We start from the raw sequence: 14,587 nt of genomic DNA on the forward strand, positions 1-14,587 counted from the left end.
GCGCGATGTTGTGATACGGCGAGTACGCGCGGATGATGTCGGCGTCCCCAGGCTCGTCCGGATCTCCGTAGTCCTCCAGGAAGACCGAGCGGACCGCCTGCGGCGCCGGGTGGCCGGGGCCGAGCGGCTGGAGCATGTCGAACAGCGGCACCTCGGCGACCAGCGCCCGCCACAGGTCGGGCCGCTGGACGAGTGCCACGCCGGCGAGCAGGCCGCCATGGCTGGCTCCATGGAAGCCCAGCCGCGCGGGCTCGGACAAGCCGGCCGCGATCAGGTCCTCGGCGATCGCGAACAGGTCGTCGAAGGTGTTCTGCTTACGCGACAGCCGGCCGTCCTCGTACCAGGCCCGGCCGTACTCGGCCCCGCCCCGGAGGATGGCGTGCACGTAAACGCCGCCCGCACGCAGGAACGGCGCGTAGCTGCCCAGGAAACGCGGCAGCCAAGCCACGTTGAAGCCGCCGTAGCCGTTCACCACCGCGGGACAGGGCCGGTCGAGGTCGAGATCCGCGCGGTGCACGACGAAGTACGGCACGCGGGTCCCGTCCTTGCTGGTCGCGAAGCGACGGGCGACGGTCATCCCGGCCAGCCCCGCCTGCCGGGGACCGGCCGGGACCGGCTCGCCGAGTTCGGCGTCGTAACGGTACGGGGTGAGCGGGTCGACGAACGTGTTGTAGGAGAACGTCAGCACCTCCGAGCGCTCGAAGCGGCGGCTCACCATGGCCGTCGGCGAGCTGCCGAGACCGGGCGTCGCGATGCGCTCGACAGGCTTGCCCTCCGCGGTGACCAGCCGGAAGGCGGCGACGGCGTCGGCCACCTCGCACAGCACGAGGCGGTCACCGATCCGGGTGACGCAGCGCAGCACCGCCTCGGACTCGGGTACGAGCTCGCGCCAGGTCCGTACGTCAGTGGAGGTGGCGACCGGGATCGCGACCAGCCGCCCGCGCGGCGCGTCGCCGGTGACCACCGCAACGTAGGTGTCCTCGTCGTACCAGATACCGTGGCACTCGCCCGCGTAGCCGTCGGGCACGAACCTCCGCCACGTGCTGGTGCTCCGGTCGCCGAGATGGCCGGCCACCTGCTCGTGCTGCCCGGTGAGGGTGATGACCCAGCGGCCGTCCGGCGACACCTGCGGGGTCAGCCCGGACGGGGAGGTGGCCAGCTCATGGCGGCCGATCACGTGGACCGGCGCACCGATCTCGCCCGCCGGCTGCACCGGCACGAACCAGACCCGGTGGTCGCCGGTCTCCGAACGATCGCACACGTAGAATCCGCCGCCGTCCGGCAGCCAGCCGGGGACGGCACCGGTGAGCAGGTGCCGGTGCGATCCGATCGGCAGATCGCGGCCGGTCACCGTGTCGACCGCGCGGAGCGGGCCGATCATCTCGCCACCGTGGTAGACGCCGAAGACGACGCGGGTGCCGTCCGGCGAGGGCTCGTACCAGACCAGCTGCGCCGGCTCACCGCCACGCAGGTACTCGCCCGCGCGGGGATCGACGAGCAGCCTGCCGGGCTCGTCCGGAATATCCGACACCCACAGGCCCAGCGCCGCCTGCCCCGGCGCCACCGGAGCCAGCCGGAACCATCGGCCGCCGAGGCGGCGCGGCGTGCTCGTCCCAAGGCTGTCGGAGGCATTCTGCGCAGCGGGCCCGGCCGCGAGTTCGTCGCGTACCTGGGCGAAATGCTCCCAGTCACGCACGAACGAGCGCGCGGCGGCGTCCTGCCGCTCCTGCCAGGCGAGCGACTCGCCGGTGTCCGGCCGCAGCCACTCATGCGGATCGGTGGTCATCGGGTCTCCATTCCAGTTGCTCCACCGGCCTGTCACGCACAGCGCGGAGTACAGCTCGATCTGCAGTTTGTGCTCCCAGACCTCGTCGGTCTCGGCCTTTACTCGACGTGCTGGCTGGGCGTGAAGACAGGCGCGCTCATCGAACTCCTCCCCCGGCGGGACCTCTGCACCGTACCGACGGGGTCACCCCTCTCGACACCGACAATCGTCAAACCAGGCGCACACTTCCTCCGGCAAACGTCAGAGCTCAGGAGCCGATGGGAATTCGGATGGACTGACTCCCATATCTGCAGTCTGGCCTGTGTGCGCCACGAATATCCGATGGGTATGGCTCTATCTGGGGAAGCGGCTGGGCTGAGCGGATACGATCTGGCTGCTTCGACGGGTGGTCGTCCACCGCGTGAGCAGATTCGGGAGACGGGGCTGCGCTTGGACTACCGCATCGACGTCAGCGTGCGCCAGGAGTAGGCGGTGGATCCGGCCAGAATAACAATTCCGGACAGCACGCCGCTCACGACGGGCACCCACTCCAGGGCCGTGGTGATGGCCAGGGCGAAACCGGCAACGCCGATCATGATGAGGACCATGCCGCCGAAGAGGCCCGAAGGGAATCCGCTGTGGAAAGGCGTCGTTGCCCGAATCCAGCGGGCAGGTTCTAGCCGAAGTGTGCGCTCGCGGACGGAATCATCAGCAAGACGATGACAAGCACTGAGCCCACCGTCGCCAGCACAAAGCGCGCAGCGATCACGTAGCGAGACCAGGCGGGAACGGCGCCAACCGCGGCGTCGACGAGTGCCTTGACGTCGATGCTCCGCAAGGCCGGATCGCCGGACTTCTTGAAGGTGGACTCGATGCCTCGAACAAGGAACACCTCGCCGGGCATGATGAGGCAACCGAGCACGAAGATGAGTGACTGGACGATCCACGACAGAATCTGGCCGGTCCCGTTTCCTGTCAGATTGAGCGCAGCCAGGGCCACCAGGCACAGGCCGATGCAGACCGCGACCACGACGCTGGCGCGGCCTGCTCCGAAGTCGATCCGGCTCCGGGTCAGGACGGTGGTGGGAAAGCCTTGCCTGGACACCTCGGTCTCGGCTGCGCTCTGGGCGCCGCGGCCGAAGCGAGCGCCGTTGGCGGCAACGATCACAAAGGTCGCTCCAAGCAAGAACTGCAGTATCGAAGCGATCAAGACAGCAGGTGGCACGGCTTTCCTTTCGGCGTTCTTGAACATCGTTCAAGTTGAAGCATAGGCACGACTTGAACGTTGTGCAAGTCACTCCTGAACAATGTGCAAGTTCTGGCTATGCCGAGCGCATGGGCCCTGCCCCAGGCCGTCGCTCCGCAGGACAGCTTCTGGGAGAAGACGCCGAGCCCGTAGGTGGTGTTCGGGATCCACTGCCCGCCCTCGGCCGAGACGGTGGTGAACATCTCCCTCTGCTGTGCGGCCAGCCAGGTCTTGCCCGCTCCTCCGGGCCCCACGGAGGCGGTGAGCCGGCATCGGGCCCATCAGCGCGGCGCGGCAACAGGACCACGAGCAACAACGGCAACGTAAGTGGGGCCGCTTAGACCTGAAAGGTGATATTTAGAGCGTTTTGCTCCGCACGTTGATCGCCGTATCAATGAGCGCTTCGACCCACCGCCTCGTAAAGTTCAGCGAGTCACGGCGGTCTCCCACTCCACGTGCGACAACTTATCGGGATTACGCACGTGGTAGGCGCCGGTGACGTAGCCGTTCTCCACGCGCACCGCCACCACTCCGTCGATCTCCCCGTCGACTCGCACGAGCAGCCCAGGGCCGCCATTGATCTGAACCAGCTCGACCGACCGTTCCGCGTCGCGTTTCCACCAGCCGACGGCCAGCAGGCGAGCCACGTTGTCGATCCCCACGACGGGCCGCAGCAGGGCGTGCCTGATTCCGCCGCCGTCGCTCAGGGCGACGACATCCGGCGCGAGGACGTCGAGCAGGCCCTGCAACTCGCCGGTTTCGACCGCTCGCTGGAAGGCCTGGAGTGCGGCTCGGGTCTCGGCCGGGGAGGCGATGCCGCGGGGCCGGCGGGCGGCGACGTGTGCCCGCGCCCGGTAGGCGATCTGGCGTACCGCGTTCGGGCTCTTGCCGACGGCTTCGGCGATCTCGTCGTAGTCCAGATCGAACACCTCGCGCAGCACGAACACCGCCCGCTCGGTCGGCTGCAGCGTCTCCAGCACCAGCAGCATCGCCATCGAGACGCTCTCGGCGAGCTCGACGTCCTCGGCCACGTCGGGCGCGGTGAGCAACGGCTCGGGCAGCCACGGCCCCACGTAGGACTCCTTGCGCCGGCCGAGCGCGCGTAGCCGGTCCAGCGCCTGCCGGGTGACGATCCGTACCAGGTAGGCGCGCTGCTCCCGCACGGTGCCGAGATCGACGTCCACCCATCGCAGCCAGGTCTCCTGCAGGACGTCTTCGGCGTCGGCAGCCGAGCCGAGCATCTCGTAGGCCACGGTGAACAGCAGGTTGCGGTGGGCGACGAACGCCTCGGTGGCGGAGTCCAAGGAGCCGACATGGCCGACACGATCGAGCGGCTCGGCCGGGTCCGCACGTCGTTCACTGCCCTCGGTCATGCCCGCCCCTGCCTGTTCGTTCTCCGCACTGACACACGCACCAGACGTCGATCCCCACCGCTTTGTAACGCCCACGGTAGGTGGCCTATGTCACATGGCCGCGCTGTTACGGGGATCGGGGCGCCGACGTCTCGTGGTCGTCAGGACGCCGCTCGAACGATCCGTACAGCACCACGACGAGTTGAGAAGGGAAGTCTTTCCCATGTCCACGCCCACGACGACCGACCAGCGGTCGCGTATGCCCAACCCCCTCGCCTTCCTCCCCGAGATGGCGGAGGTCGGCGAAGCGCTGCACAAAGCTCTCCGAAACGGCCCGATTCCCCCGACGACCATCAGCCTGCTGCAGCTGCGCGCCGGCCAGATCCTCGGCAGCACGTACTTCGCCATCCGGGAGACCGGCTACCTCCGCCGGTTGGGGGAATCGGAGGAGCGCATCACCGCCGTGGCCACCTGGCAGGACGCCACCTACTTCACCGATGCGGAAAGGGTCGCGCTGGAGCTGGTGGAGGCGGTCCTCACCCCGAACCCGTCCGGGGAGCGCGTCCCCGACGAGCTGTACGCCAGGGCGTCGGCGCACTACGACGACAAGGCGATGTGGTCACTCATCATGGCGATCGCCCACATCGGCTTCTTCACCCCCGCCGCTCTCATCGCCAAGCCGATCCCCGGCATGCCCCCCGGCCAGAACTACAGCGCGTAAGAAAGGCACAACAGCATGAGCATCACCACGTTCGCGGTGGCAGGAGCGACCGGGCGGCTGGGCCGCCACGTCGTCGACGTCCTCACCGAACGAGGACACGAGGTCGTGCCGATGTCCCGCGCCACCGGCGTGGACATCATCACCGGTGAGGGCCTCGCCGAGGCCCTCACCGGGGCCGAGGTCATCATCGACGTCGCCTCGTGGCACGCCTCCGACCAGGAGGCGGCGACGGAGTTCTTCCGCACGTCGGCCCGCAATCTGCACGAGTACGGCCAGAAGGCGGGGGTCGCCCGGATCGCCATGGCGTCCATCATCGGCGCCGACAAGGCCACCGCCGGTTTCCTGGCCGCCAAGAAGGTGCACGAGGAACTTCTCCTGTCCGGCCCGCTCCCCGTCTGCATCCTGCGGGCCGCGCAGTTCCACGAGTTCGTCGGCCAGCTCCTGGACTGGCAGCAGGGAGACGTCGCCTACGTCCCGGCCCTGCCCACCCAGCTCGTGGCCTGCCGCACGGTGGCCGAGGAACTGGTCGACCTGGCCACCGCCCCCGCCGCCCTCGGTACGCCGATCCCCGAGATCGCCGGACCCCGCAAGGAGACCATGGCCGGGGCTGCCCAGCTTCTCGGCGCCCGCCGGGGCGTCAAGGTCGTCGGCGTCGACGGCGCCGGTATCCCCGATGCCGAGATCGCCGCCGACGGCGGGTTCCTGCCCGGCCCGCACGCCAAGCTCGCCGGACCCACGTTTCAGGAGTGGCTCGACACCCAGCCCTGAGCCGACCTCGCCCTTGTTCTCGGAACTCCACCACCCGGGGCCCCGAGAACAAGGGCTCCCCAAGCCTCACCTTCGGGGACTCAGTGGCTGCCTCTTCGGACGACATCCGCAGAAAGGGGCTTGCTCATGCCCGTCACCACGATCGACGCGACGACCGCACTCGTTCTCATCGATCTTCAGAACCTCGTCGTCGGCCTCCCCACCACCCCCACCACCGGCTCGGAGGTGGTGGCCCGTGCGGTCGAACTGGCTGACGCCTTTCACCACCACAACGCTCCGGTTGTCCTGGTCCGGCTCACGGCCAACGCGGACGGATCAGATGCCGTGCCAGGACGCACCGAGATCCCCCGCCCGCCTGGCCCTCTGCCGGCGGGCTGGGACGCCATCGTCGATGAGCTGACCGGCCACCCCGGCGACATCATCGTGACCAAGCGCACCTGGAGCGCCTTCTACGGCACCGACCTTGACCTGCAGCTACGCCGCCGCGGCGTGACACAGCTTGTGCTGGCCGGGATCGCCACCAGCATCGGCGTGGAGTCCACCGCCCGCGCCGCCTACGAGCACGGCTACAACGTCACGCTGGTGACGGACGCCATCGCCGATCGGGACGCCGAGGCGCATCACCACACGGTGGAACGGATCTTCCCACTCCTCGGCGAGAGCGGTTCCACCGCCGAGATCATCGGCCTGCTGGCCAAGACCCGCGCCTGACGGTCCCACACGATTACCGGACGAAAGGACAGATGATGACGCAAGCCCCGGAATTGCCGCTGCACATGCGGAGGAACAGGCTCAACCCGGTCGAGGAGCTGGCCCGAGCGCGTGACGGCGGGGGTGTGGTGCGGGTGGAGACGCCGTTCGGCGCGCCCGCGTACGTGATCAGCCGCTATGAGGACGTTCGCCAGGTGCTGGCGGATCCGTCCCGGTTCAGCAGCGCCCTGACGCCGCTCCCGGGATCCGGGCAGATGAACGCCGACGAGCTGGCCAAGATGCGGGCCGGGCAGCTGATCGGATTCGACCCGCCCGAGCACACGCGGTTGCGCCGGATGCTCACCCCGGAGTTCACGGTACGGCGGATGCGCAGGCTGGAGCCGCGGATCACCGAGATCGTCGAGGCGGCTCTGGACGATCTGGAGCGGGCGGGCAAGCCGGCCGATCTGGTGGAGCACTTCGCGCTGCCGGTGCCGTCGCTGGTGATCTGCGAGCTGCTGGGTGTGCCGCATGCCGACCGCGCCGAGTTCCACGAGCGTTCCGTGCGCCGGCTGGACACCTCCTTGCCGATGGAGCAGCTCGTCGCGGCGCAGCGGGAGGACCGCGCCTACATGGCCGGCCTGGTGGCCCGCGCCCAGGCGGATCCTGGTGAGGACATGCTGGGCATGCTGGTGCGCGAGCACGGGCACGATCTCAGTACCGATGAGCTGATCGGCATCGCGGGACTCCTGCTGCTGGCCGGACATGAGACGACGTCGAACATGCTCGGCCTGGGCACCCTGGCCCTGCTGGTGCACCCGGACCAGCTGGCGATGATCCGCGAGGATCCGGCGCAGGTCGAGCCCGCCGTCGAGGAGCTGTTGCGCTGGCTGTCCATCGTGCAGTTGCCGCCGCCGCGCACGACCACGACGGAGGTGGAGATCGCCGGGCATACCATCCCCGCGGGATCGCTCGTGATCTGCTCGTTTCCCGCAGCCAACCGCGACCCGGCCTTCATCGACGATCCCGAGACCCTCGACATCACCCGGGGAGCCGCCGGCCACGTCGCCTTCGGACATGGTGTGCACCACTGCCTCGGGGCGCCGCTGGCGCGGATGGAGATGCGTATCGCCTTGCCGGCACTGCTGCGCCGCTTCCCCGGCCTCGCCCTGGCCGATCCGTACGAGCAGGTGGACTTCCGCGTCTTCAGCCTCGTGTACGGCGTGCACGCGCTGCGGGTGACCTGGTGAGAGGAGCCGGCACCTCACCCACCCGGCACCCGACCACCAAGGGGTGATCCCATGCCACCGCCGACCAAGCTCCCTTCTCCGCTCATGCGAAGCGGCCCGTGCGCCCCCGGTTCCTCGGCCTGATGAAGGCGAGCACAGCGTTCCTGTCCGCTGCGCTGCTGGTGCAGGGGATCACCGCTGGACAGCTCCTGTCCAGCGAGGGCAGTCACCAGTTGCACCATGCCACGGGCCCCCTCGTCACGGTCGCGATGCTCCTGCAGATCATCGCCGCGCTCCTGGTGTGGCGGGCGGGACGGATCGGTGCGGTACCTGGCGGTCAGTGCGCTCCTGATGGTGCTGGTCAGCGTCCAGTTCGTGGTCGGTGGGAGCGGCAACCGGCTCCGTCAGCCACGGCGTGCTGCACCACGCTCACTGCCCGGTGGCCGTGGTGCGTCGCCGTGGTGACGATCAACCTGGCCGCTGACCTGCTGTGGCCAGTTCGGTCGTCATGGGAGTCCAGCGGTCGGCGAGCCTCTCCCTGAGGACTGTCATCGTGGTGTACTCCAGGTCGTCCAGCGGCAGCCGGTGCGGCTCGAACGGACCATGGCGGCGGAAGTAGTCCATCGCCTCGTTCGCCTGCTCGCGCGCCCGGTCGAAGGCCGGGTCGGCGAACAGCTCGCGCGGGCCGATCAGCTTGCTGTCATGGATCTGGAAGCCCAACGCCACCACACGCGGTGGACCGTCGAAACGTGACGGGTGTGCGTCATCGCTGGATCCCGGGCAGGGGACGCCCCATGGAGCCCGGTTTGATGTCCATCAAGGCATAGTTGCTGATCATGATGGCACCGGTCTCCGTCTGCCACCAGTTGTCATGGACCGGCAGGCCGAGCGCCCGCAGACCCCAGACCGTCACTTCGGGGTTGAGCGGTTCGCCGACGCTGGCGATGAAGCGCAGCCGGGACAGATCGTACTCGCGGGGCAGGGCATCGCCGCTGCGCATGAGCATGCGCAGGGCGGTCGGGGCGGTGTACCAGACGGTCACCCGCTGGTCCCGTAGCACGCGATACCAGCGGCGGGCGTCGAATTCCCCGGCGTCCACCACGACGGTGAGTCCGAGGCTGAGGGGCGCGATCACGCCATACGACATACCGGTGACCCAGCCGGGATCGGCGGTGCACCAGAAGACGTCCGACGGGCGCAGGTCAAGGGCGTAGACCGCGGTCACGTGGTGGGCGAGCACGGCCTGGTGCACGTGCACCGCGCCTTTGGGCTTGCCGGTGGTGCCGCTGGTGAAGTGGAGCAGCGCCATGTCCTCCGGGTCGGTGGGCGGTATCTCGAAATCCTCGCTCGCGCCTGCCATCAACTCGTTCAGGAGCAGGGTGCCTTCGGGTGCGGGCCCGCCGCCGGTCACCAGCACGTGTTTCAGGCCCGGCAGGGACTCTCGAACGGACGCGATCTTCCGCGCGTACAGCTCAGGCGTGGTGACCAGCACGCGCCCGTCCCCGAGGCGCAGTCGCTCGCGAATCGGTTCGGGGCCGAACGCGGAGAACAGCGGGGACAGCACGCCGACGTTCTTGAGCGTCCCCAGGACCGTCACGTAGAGCTCGGGCGTCCTGCCGAGGAGGGTGAACACTCTCTCGCCCTTGCCAACCCCCAGGCCGCGCAGCGCATTGGCGAAGCGGTTCGTCGCGACATGAAGATCCCGGTAGGTCACGTCGACGACCTGATCGTCTTTGCTCACGCACCGCAGCGCCACATGGTCGCGCCGAGGTCCGTCCAGGTGACGGTCGACGGCCTCGTACGCGATGTTCAGCCCCCGGCCGCCCGGCAGCCCGCTGAGGAAGGCCCGCTGAGCCGTCTCCCAGGAAAACGTGCGGCATTCCTTCCCATAATCGGCCAGGTTGGGCGCAGCGGTCCGGCGAACGGCTTTGTGGATGAGATCCCACGTCACCACGAGTCCCCTCCCATCGGCTGGACCGCACCGGCGACACGGCGGGCCGAAGACCCTGGCGCCCAGGACCTCCGCCCCTGCACCGAAGCCTCCACAAATGGGATTAATACCCATATAGCACCCGAACGGACATGGAGATATCCATGGACGCGCTGATGCGCAGGGAGCGCTTCCTGCCCGATCTGCTCGACCGGTTCGACGAGCCGCTGGCCGCCATGCGGTCACGCACATGGCAGTCCATGCGGTTCGACGACTACGTCAAGGACGGCCGTTACGTCCTCCGCGTCGAGTTGCCGGGCATCGATCCCGGGAAGGAGGTCGAGATCGACCTGACCAACGGCGTGCTCACCGTCCACGCGGAGCGGCGCGAGGAGCACCGGGTGACACGTAGGGCCGAAGGGGCCCAATTCGTGAGTCCATCCCGGGGTCACCCGTACCCTGCTCGGATGGATGACTACGGCTCGCCGATCTCTGCCGCCTGTGGCAGGAGGTGGGCCGTGACGGCCTGCTCGTCGGCAATCCGCGCCAATGCGCTGTGCGGGTCGAGACAGAGGGCGAACATACGGCTGATCAAGACAGTCTTGACCCTGCCCTGCGAGGAGTCCGGGCCACATGGCGGTTCTTCCCGTTGGTCATCAGACGGCCAAGCGAGGGCCTATCTCGTCGGTGCTGGCCTCATCGACGCATGTCATGACTGACCAGGGGAAATGGTCTGTGGAGCTGTAGCTGGCCCGGGTGATGATGAGGGCCGTGATCGCCGCGGGCAGGCGATGGGTGCCTCGCCTCGGCGGCGAGGTCTCACTTTCTGCTCAGGTGCGAGGCAACCGCGAAAGGCGCGAGTACCCGCCGATGAGCAGAACCGGAACCGAGGTTGGGGGCACGGGCGGGAGAGGTGATCTGGATGGCCGTACTTCCCCGCGAGGTCTGTAAGCGCGATGGCACGGTCGTGGCGTTCGATCCCGAGCAGATCCGGCGGGCGATCCACCGCGCGGCGGTCGAGGCCGGGGTTCCGGACCCGGGTGTGACCGGTAAGGCCGCCCATCAGGTCGTCGACCAGATCGCCGCACGTTTCGACGGCCGGACACCGACGGTCGAGCAGGTGCAGGACGTCGTCGAAGACACCCTCATGACGGCAGGGCTCACGGGCATCGCTCGTGCCTACCTGCTCTACCGCAACCGCCGTGCGGAACTGCGGGAGGCCAAACGCCTGCTCGGTGTGCGCGACGAGCTCAAGCTCAGCCTCGCGGCCACGGTCGTGGTCAAGGAGCGCTATCTGTGCCGGGACGAGGCAGGGGCCGTGATCGAGTCGACCGGCGAGATGATGGATCGGGTCGCCCAGCACGTGGCGCGCGGGGAGGACGAATTCCGCCCCGGCTCGTCCGCGCGCTGGGCCGAGGAGTTCAGCCGCGCCATGCGGGCGCTGGAGTTCCTGCCGAACTCCCCGACGCTCATGAACGCGGGGACGGGGCTCGGCCTGCTGTCGGGATGCTTCGTCCTGCCGGTTGAGGACTCCCTTGAATCGATCTTCACGGCGGTCAAGGACGCTGTGCTCATCCAGCAGGGCGGGGGCGGCACCGGCTTCACGTTCTCGCATTTGCGCCCGGCCGGTGACCTGGTGCGCAGCACGCACGGTGTGGCCAGCGGTCCGGTGTCGTTCATCCGCATTTTCGACCTCGCCACCGAGGTCATCCGTCAGGGTGGGCGTCGCCGGGGGGCGAACATGGCGGTGCTCGACTGCGCGCATCCCGACATTCGTGCGTTCGTCACGGCCAAGTCCGAGTCCGAGCATCTGGAGAACTTCAACCTGTCGGTGGCGGCCTCCGACGCGTTCATGCGCGCCGTCGAGAGCCGGGCGCCCTGGCCTCTGGTCAACCCGCGCACCGGACGGCAGACCGGCGAGGTCGACGCCGCCGACCTGTTCGACCTCATTGCCACGCAGGCATGGCGCTCGGGCGATCCCGGGCTGCTGTTCACCGATGAGATCAACCGCGTCAACCCCACACCGTTGCTCGGAAGGATCGAAGCGGCCAATCCCTGCGGAGAGGTACCGCTGCTGCCGTACGAGTCGTGCAACCTGGGCTCATTGAACCTGGCGCGGTTCGTCACCGGTGGCGACGTGGACTGGCGGCGCCTGAGTGACGCCGTGGGACTGGCGGTACGGTTCCTCGACGACGTCATCGAGGTGAACCGCTTCCCCTTCCCGGAACTCGACCAGGCAGCGCGCCGGACGCGCAAGATCGGCCTGGGATTCATGGGACTCGCCGAGCTGCTGTGCATGCTGAGAGTGCCGTACGGCTCGGTAGAGGCGGTCCGGCTGGCGGGCCGCATAGCGCACCGGATCGCCGCCGCGGCCCGCAGGGCCTCGGCCGAGCTTGCCGCCGAACGCGGTCCGTTCCCCTGCTTCGAGCAGAGCGTCCACGCCAGAGACGGCACCCCGCCGCTGCGCAACGCGCAGCTGACCGCGGTGGCGCCGACCGGGACGATCTCCATCATCGCCGGGACCACCTCGGGGATCGAGCCGATGTTCGCCATCGCCTACGTACGTAACGTGCTCGACCGCCACCTCATCGAGGTCAACCCGCTGTTCGAGCGAACGGCCCGCGCCCGAGGGTTCTGGTCCGAACGCCTCATCGCCGACATCGCCGCCACCGGCGCCCTTCCCGACGACCCGTCGATGCCCGAGGACGTTCGCCGCGCCTTCGTCACCGCCGCCCAGGTGCCGCCCGGCGCGCACCTGGCGATGCAGGCCGCCGTCCAGCAGCACATCGACGGGGGAGTGTCCAAGACGATCAATTTGCCGGCGTCCGCCACGGTCGACGAAGTGAAACGCATCTACCTCGACGCATGGCACGCCGACGTCAAAGGCATCACCATTTACCGCTACGGCAGCAAACCCGGCCAGGTCCTCACCTTCCTCGGAGAACCACCGCAGCAGGCGCCGATCCACGTCGACAGCTCCTACGCCGGCGGCTGTGCCCACCACGTATGCGAGTTCTGAAGATCGCTACCAGCGTCCCGGCGTGTCACCGAGATGTACGCACCCGAGCACCTTCCCCTTCTGCTCGAAGCCCCGCCGGGCGAAGCGTCCCGCGAGACATTTGACACCCTGGCCGCTCCGGCGCCGGCCCGGAGGGGGAGAGCTGATCGGAGAGCGAACATGGCCAGGTCGAACGAGCGCGGCTGGTAGCCCTCCCCGTCGTACCTTGAACTCTTCTTTGCGCAGCAGATCCGCCTCCGAGATGACACCGAGGACACGACCTTCGCCGTCGACCACGGGGACGGCGCTGACGCCATGCGCAATCAGCATCTCAGCCACGTCCTTGAACGAGACGCCGCCGTTCACCGGTACGACCTTGACGGGTCATCACATCCCGAATCTTTGACGCGCACTCGGCCGTTGACAACTGACATGCTCAAAAACATCCACTTATGGGGTATTGCTTCCCATTAATCCCGTCTCGGATTGGATCGTATGGGTAGATATTGGAAGGTCGCCGGGTCGTTCAAATCGGGGGCACGGTCTGGGTGAGGTGAGAGGTGAATCGGTCGCCTTCGAGTTCGGCCCTAGTCTCCAGGGTGCCTGGGTTACTCGAAGCGCCCGGGCGAGTCGAGGGTGCATTGGCGCCTTGCCGGTCTTGATCTTCGCCTGCGAGTCTCCCGCCGAAACGGTGCGGTGGTGACCCTGCGGTAGAGCATGCCAGTGATGGAATCGGCCGGACCTTTCGCGTGGTTGTTCATAGTGATGCGCATGCGACGTCCTGTCTGGCGGAGGCGGAGTATGCGCCTGTCAGGAGGTGTTTCCCATGATGGCGGTGTCTTCGGTTATGGCCGCCATCGATCGTGGCGGTCGCATGCTGCGTGAGGGTGTGCGGACTGCCGCGGGGTTCGGTGGCTCGGCGACTCTGGCGGAGTCGAATGCCCGGAACGGGTATCGCGTTGCTGACGTCGCCGTAACGACCTCGCCGGATCCGGTGTCGTTCGTGGAAGCCCGCGCTGCGGGCCTGCCTGCGGTCACGCTGGCCTATGAGCGTTCCGGGGCCGGGGAGCCGCTACTCATGGTGCATGGTCTGGGATTGAGCCGGCGCACATGGGACGCCGTAGTCCCGTACCTGCGTGGCAGGCGCGAGGTGATCGCGATTGATCTGCCGGGTTTCGGACTGTCTCCTGATTGGCCGGCGGGCCTGAGACAGGATCTGCCGACCACGGCTAGGGTGCTGGGCGCCGCGTTCACCGCGCTGGGCATCGAGCGCCCGCACGTGGCAGGCCACTCCCTCGGTGGGCTGGTCGCGCTGGGGCTGGGACAGGCCGGCCTGGTCCGGAGCGTGACCGCGCTGACTCCAGCCGGCTTCTGGAACGATGCCGAACGCAGGTATGCCTTCGCCGTGCTGGCCACGGCGCGGCGCATCTCGCTGACTGTGCCGGACGGCGCTGCCGAGTGGCTGTCCACAACCGCCGCCGGGCACGCGATCTTGGCAGGCATGCTGTACGCGGACCCCACCGCATGCCCGCCAGGGGCGGTCAGGGCGTGCCTGCGCTCGCTGCGCGAGTCCGTCGGGTTCGACGCCACGCTACGGGCAGGGCGAACACATGGCCTGTTCAGCGGGCAGATACCCGGCGTTCCCATCACGATCGTCTGGGGAACCGCAGACCGGATCCTGCTACCGCGGCAGGCACAGCGGGCCACGGCCGTCCTCCCGCAGGCGCGGCTGATCTGGCTGCCCGGGTGCGGGCACGTACCGATGAACGACGCACCCGAACTGGTCGCCAACGTCATCCTGCAGGCAACTGAGCCGGACACCGCCGTGCCCAGGGCTGGACGTTCGAGGTAAGAGCCCATCACGCGAAGGCACGTGCACAGGTCAGGT

Annotated in this window: 15 protein-coding genes; 8 read left to right on the forward strand and 7 right to left on the reverse strand. The window is 68.3% G+C overall.

The window, feature by feature from the left end; genetic code table 11:
• The 4 genes from ABGB18_RS45855 to ABGB18_RS45870 all read right to left on the reverse strand — a co-directional run.
• A partial coding sequence (locus tag ABGB18_RS45855) for a prolyl oligopeptidase family serine peptidase (RefSeq protein ID WP_347702001.1) occupies positions 1-1,786 on the reverse strand: 1,786 nt, incomplete at its 3' end.
• A 434-nt stretch (positions 1,787-2,220) separates the two neighbouring features.
• Positions 2,221-2,361, reverse strand: a complete 141-nt coding sequence (locus ABGB18_RS45860) for a hypothetical protein (RefSeq protein WP_347702002.1) — start codon at positions 2,359-2,361, stop codon at positions 2,221-2,223.
• An 80-nt stretch (positions 2,362-2,441) separates the two neighbouring features.
• Positions 2,442-3,017, reverse strand: coding sequence for a hypothetical protein (locus ABGB18_RS45865; RefSeq protein WP_347702003.1), 576 nt, complete (start codon positions 3,015-3,017; stop codon positions 2,442-2,444).
• 419 nt (positions 3,018-3,436) lie between these two features.
• Positions 3,437-4,384 carry an RNA polymerase sigma-70 factor gene (locus ABGB18_RS45870; RefSeq protein ID WP_347702004.1) on the reverse strand — a complete coding sequence of 316 codons (948 nt, stop codon included), beginning with the start codon at positions 4,382-4,384 and terminating at the stop codon, positions 3,437-3,439.
• 202 nt (positions 4,385-4,586) lie between these two features.
• Between ABGB18_RS45870 and ABGB18_RS45875 the strand changes: the two genes are divergently transcribed.
• The 5 genes from ABGB18_RS45875 to ABGB18_RS45895 all read left to right on the forward strand — a co-directional run bounded on the left by ABGB18_RS45875 (position 4,587) and on the right by ABGB18_RS45895 (position 8,255).
• Complete coding sequence (locus ABGB18_RS45875) at positions 4,587-5,084, forward strand: carboxymuconolactone decarboxylase family protein (protein WP_347702005.1); 498 nt, start codon at positions 4,587-4,589, stop codon at positions 5,082-5,084.
• Between the two features lie 15 nt (positions 5,085-5,099).
• Complete coding sequence (locus tag ABGB18_RS45880; RefSeq protein WP_347702006.1) at positions 5,100-5,852, forward strand: NAD(P)H-binding protein; 753 nt, start codon at positions 5,100-5,102, stop codon at positions 5,850-5,852.
• Positions 5,853-5,978: 126 nt separating this feature from the next.
• On the forward strand, positions 5,979-6,563 hold the full coding sequence (locus tag ABGB18_RS45885) for an isochorismatase family protein (protein WP_347702007.1): 585 nt from the start codon (positions 5,979-5,981) through the stop codon (positions 6,561-6,563).
• 32 nt (positions 6,564-6,595) lie between these two features.
• Complete coding sequence (locus ABGB18_RS45890) at positions 6,596-7,792, forward strand: cytochrome P450 (RefSeq protein WP_347702008.1); 1,197 nt, start codon at positions 6,596-6,598, stop codon at positions 7,790-7,792.
• Between the two features lie 361 nt (positions 7,793-8,153).
• Positions 8,154-8,255: a universal stress protein gene (locus ABGB18_RS45895; protein ID WP_347702009.1), complete on the forward strand. Its 102-nt coding sequence runs from the start codon at positions 8,154-8,156 to the stop codon at positions 8,253-8,255.
• Here the strand turns inward: ABGB18_RS45895 and ABGB18_RS45900 are convergent.
• Positions 8,240-8,497 (reverse strand): fructose 1,6-bisphosphatase, encoded by a 258-nt coding sequence (locus tag ABGB18_RS45900; protein ID WP_347702010.1) that lies wholly within the window; start codon positions 8,495-8,497, stop codon positions 8,240-8,242. The genes ABGB18_RS45895 and ABGB18_RS45900 overlap by 16 nt on opposite strands.
• 37 nt (positions 8,498-8,534) lie before the next feature.
• Positions 8,535-9,722 carry an AMP-binding protein gene (locus tag ABGB18_RS45905; RefSeq protein ID WP_347702011.1) on the reverse strand — a complete coding sequence of 396 codons (1,188 nt, stop codon included), beginning with the start codon at positions 9,720-9,722 and terminating at the stop codon, positions 8,535-8,537.
• Between the two features lie 143 nt (positions 9,723-9,865).
• On the opposite strand from ABGB18_RS45905, the gene ABGB18_RS45910 reads away from it, so the two are divergent.
• Together ABGB18_RS45910 and ABGB18_RS45915 are read left to right on the forward strand one after the other, a co-directional pair.
• On the forward strand, positions 9,866-10,420 hold the full coding sequence (locus ABGB18_RS45910) for an Hsp20/alpha crystallin family protein (RefSeq protein ID WP_347702012.1): 555 nt from the start codon (positions 9,866-9,868) through the stop codon (positions 10,418-10,420).
• Between the two features lie 203 nt (positions 10,421-10,623).
• On the forward strand, positions 10,624-12,720 hold the full coding sequence (locus ABGB18_RS45915) for an adenosylcobalamin-dependent ribonucleoside-diphosphate reductase (protein ID WP_347702013.1): 2,097 nt from the start codon (positions 10,624-10,626) through the stop codon (positions 12,718-12,720).
• 6 nt (positions 12,721-12,726) lie between these two features.
• Here ABGB18_RS45915 and ABGB18_RS45920 read toward each other — a convergent pair whose 3' ends face one another.
• A complete protein-coding gene (locus ABGB18_RS45920) occupies positions 12,727-13,029 on the reverse strand; it encodes a CBS domain-containing protein (RefSeq protein ID WP_347702048.1) in 303 nt (100 codons plus the stop codon).
• Between the two features lie 673 nt (positions 13,030-13,702).
• Here ABGB18_RS45920 and ABGB18_RS45925 point away from each other — a divergent pair.
• Positions 13,703-14,551: an alpha/beta fold hydrolase gene (locus tag ABGB18_RS45925; RefSeq protein WP_347702014.1), complete on the forward strand. Its 849-nt coding sequence runs from the start codon at positions 13,703-13,705 to the stop codon at positions 14,549-14,551.
• The last annotated feature ends 36 nt before the right edge of the window (positions 14,552-14,587 follow it).

Source organism: Nonomuraea sp. B12E4, assembly GCF_039871825.1.
Lineage (GTDB): Bacteria > Actinomycetota > Actinomycetes > Streptosporangiales > Streptosporangiaceae > Nonomuraea.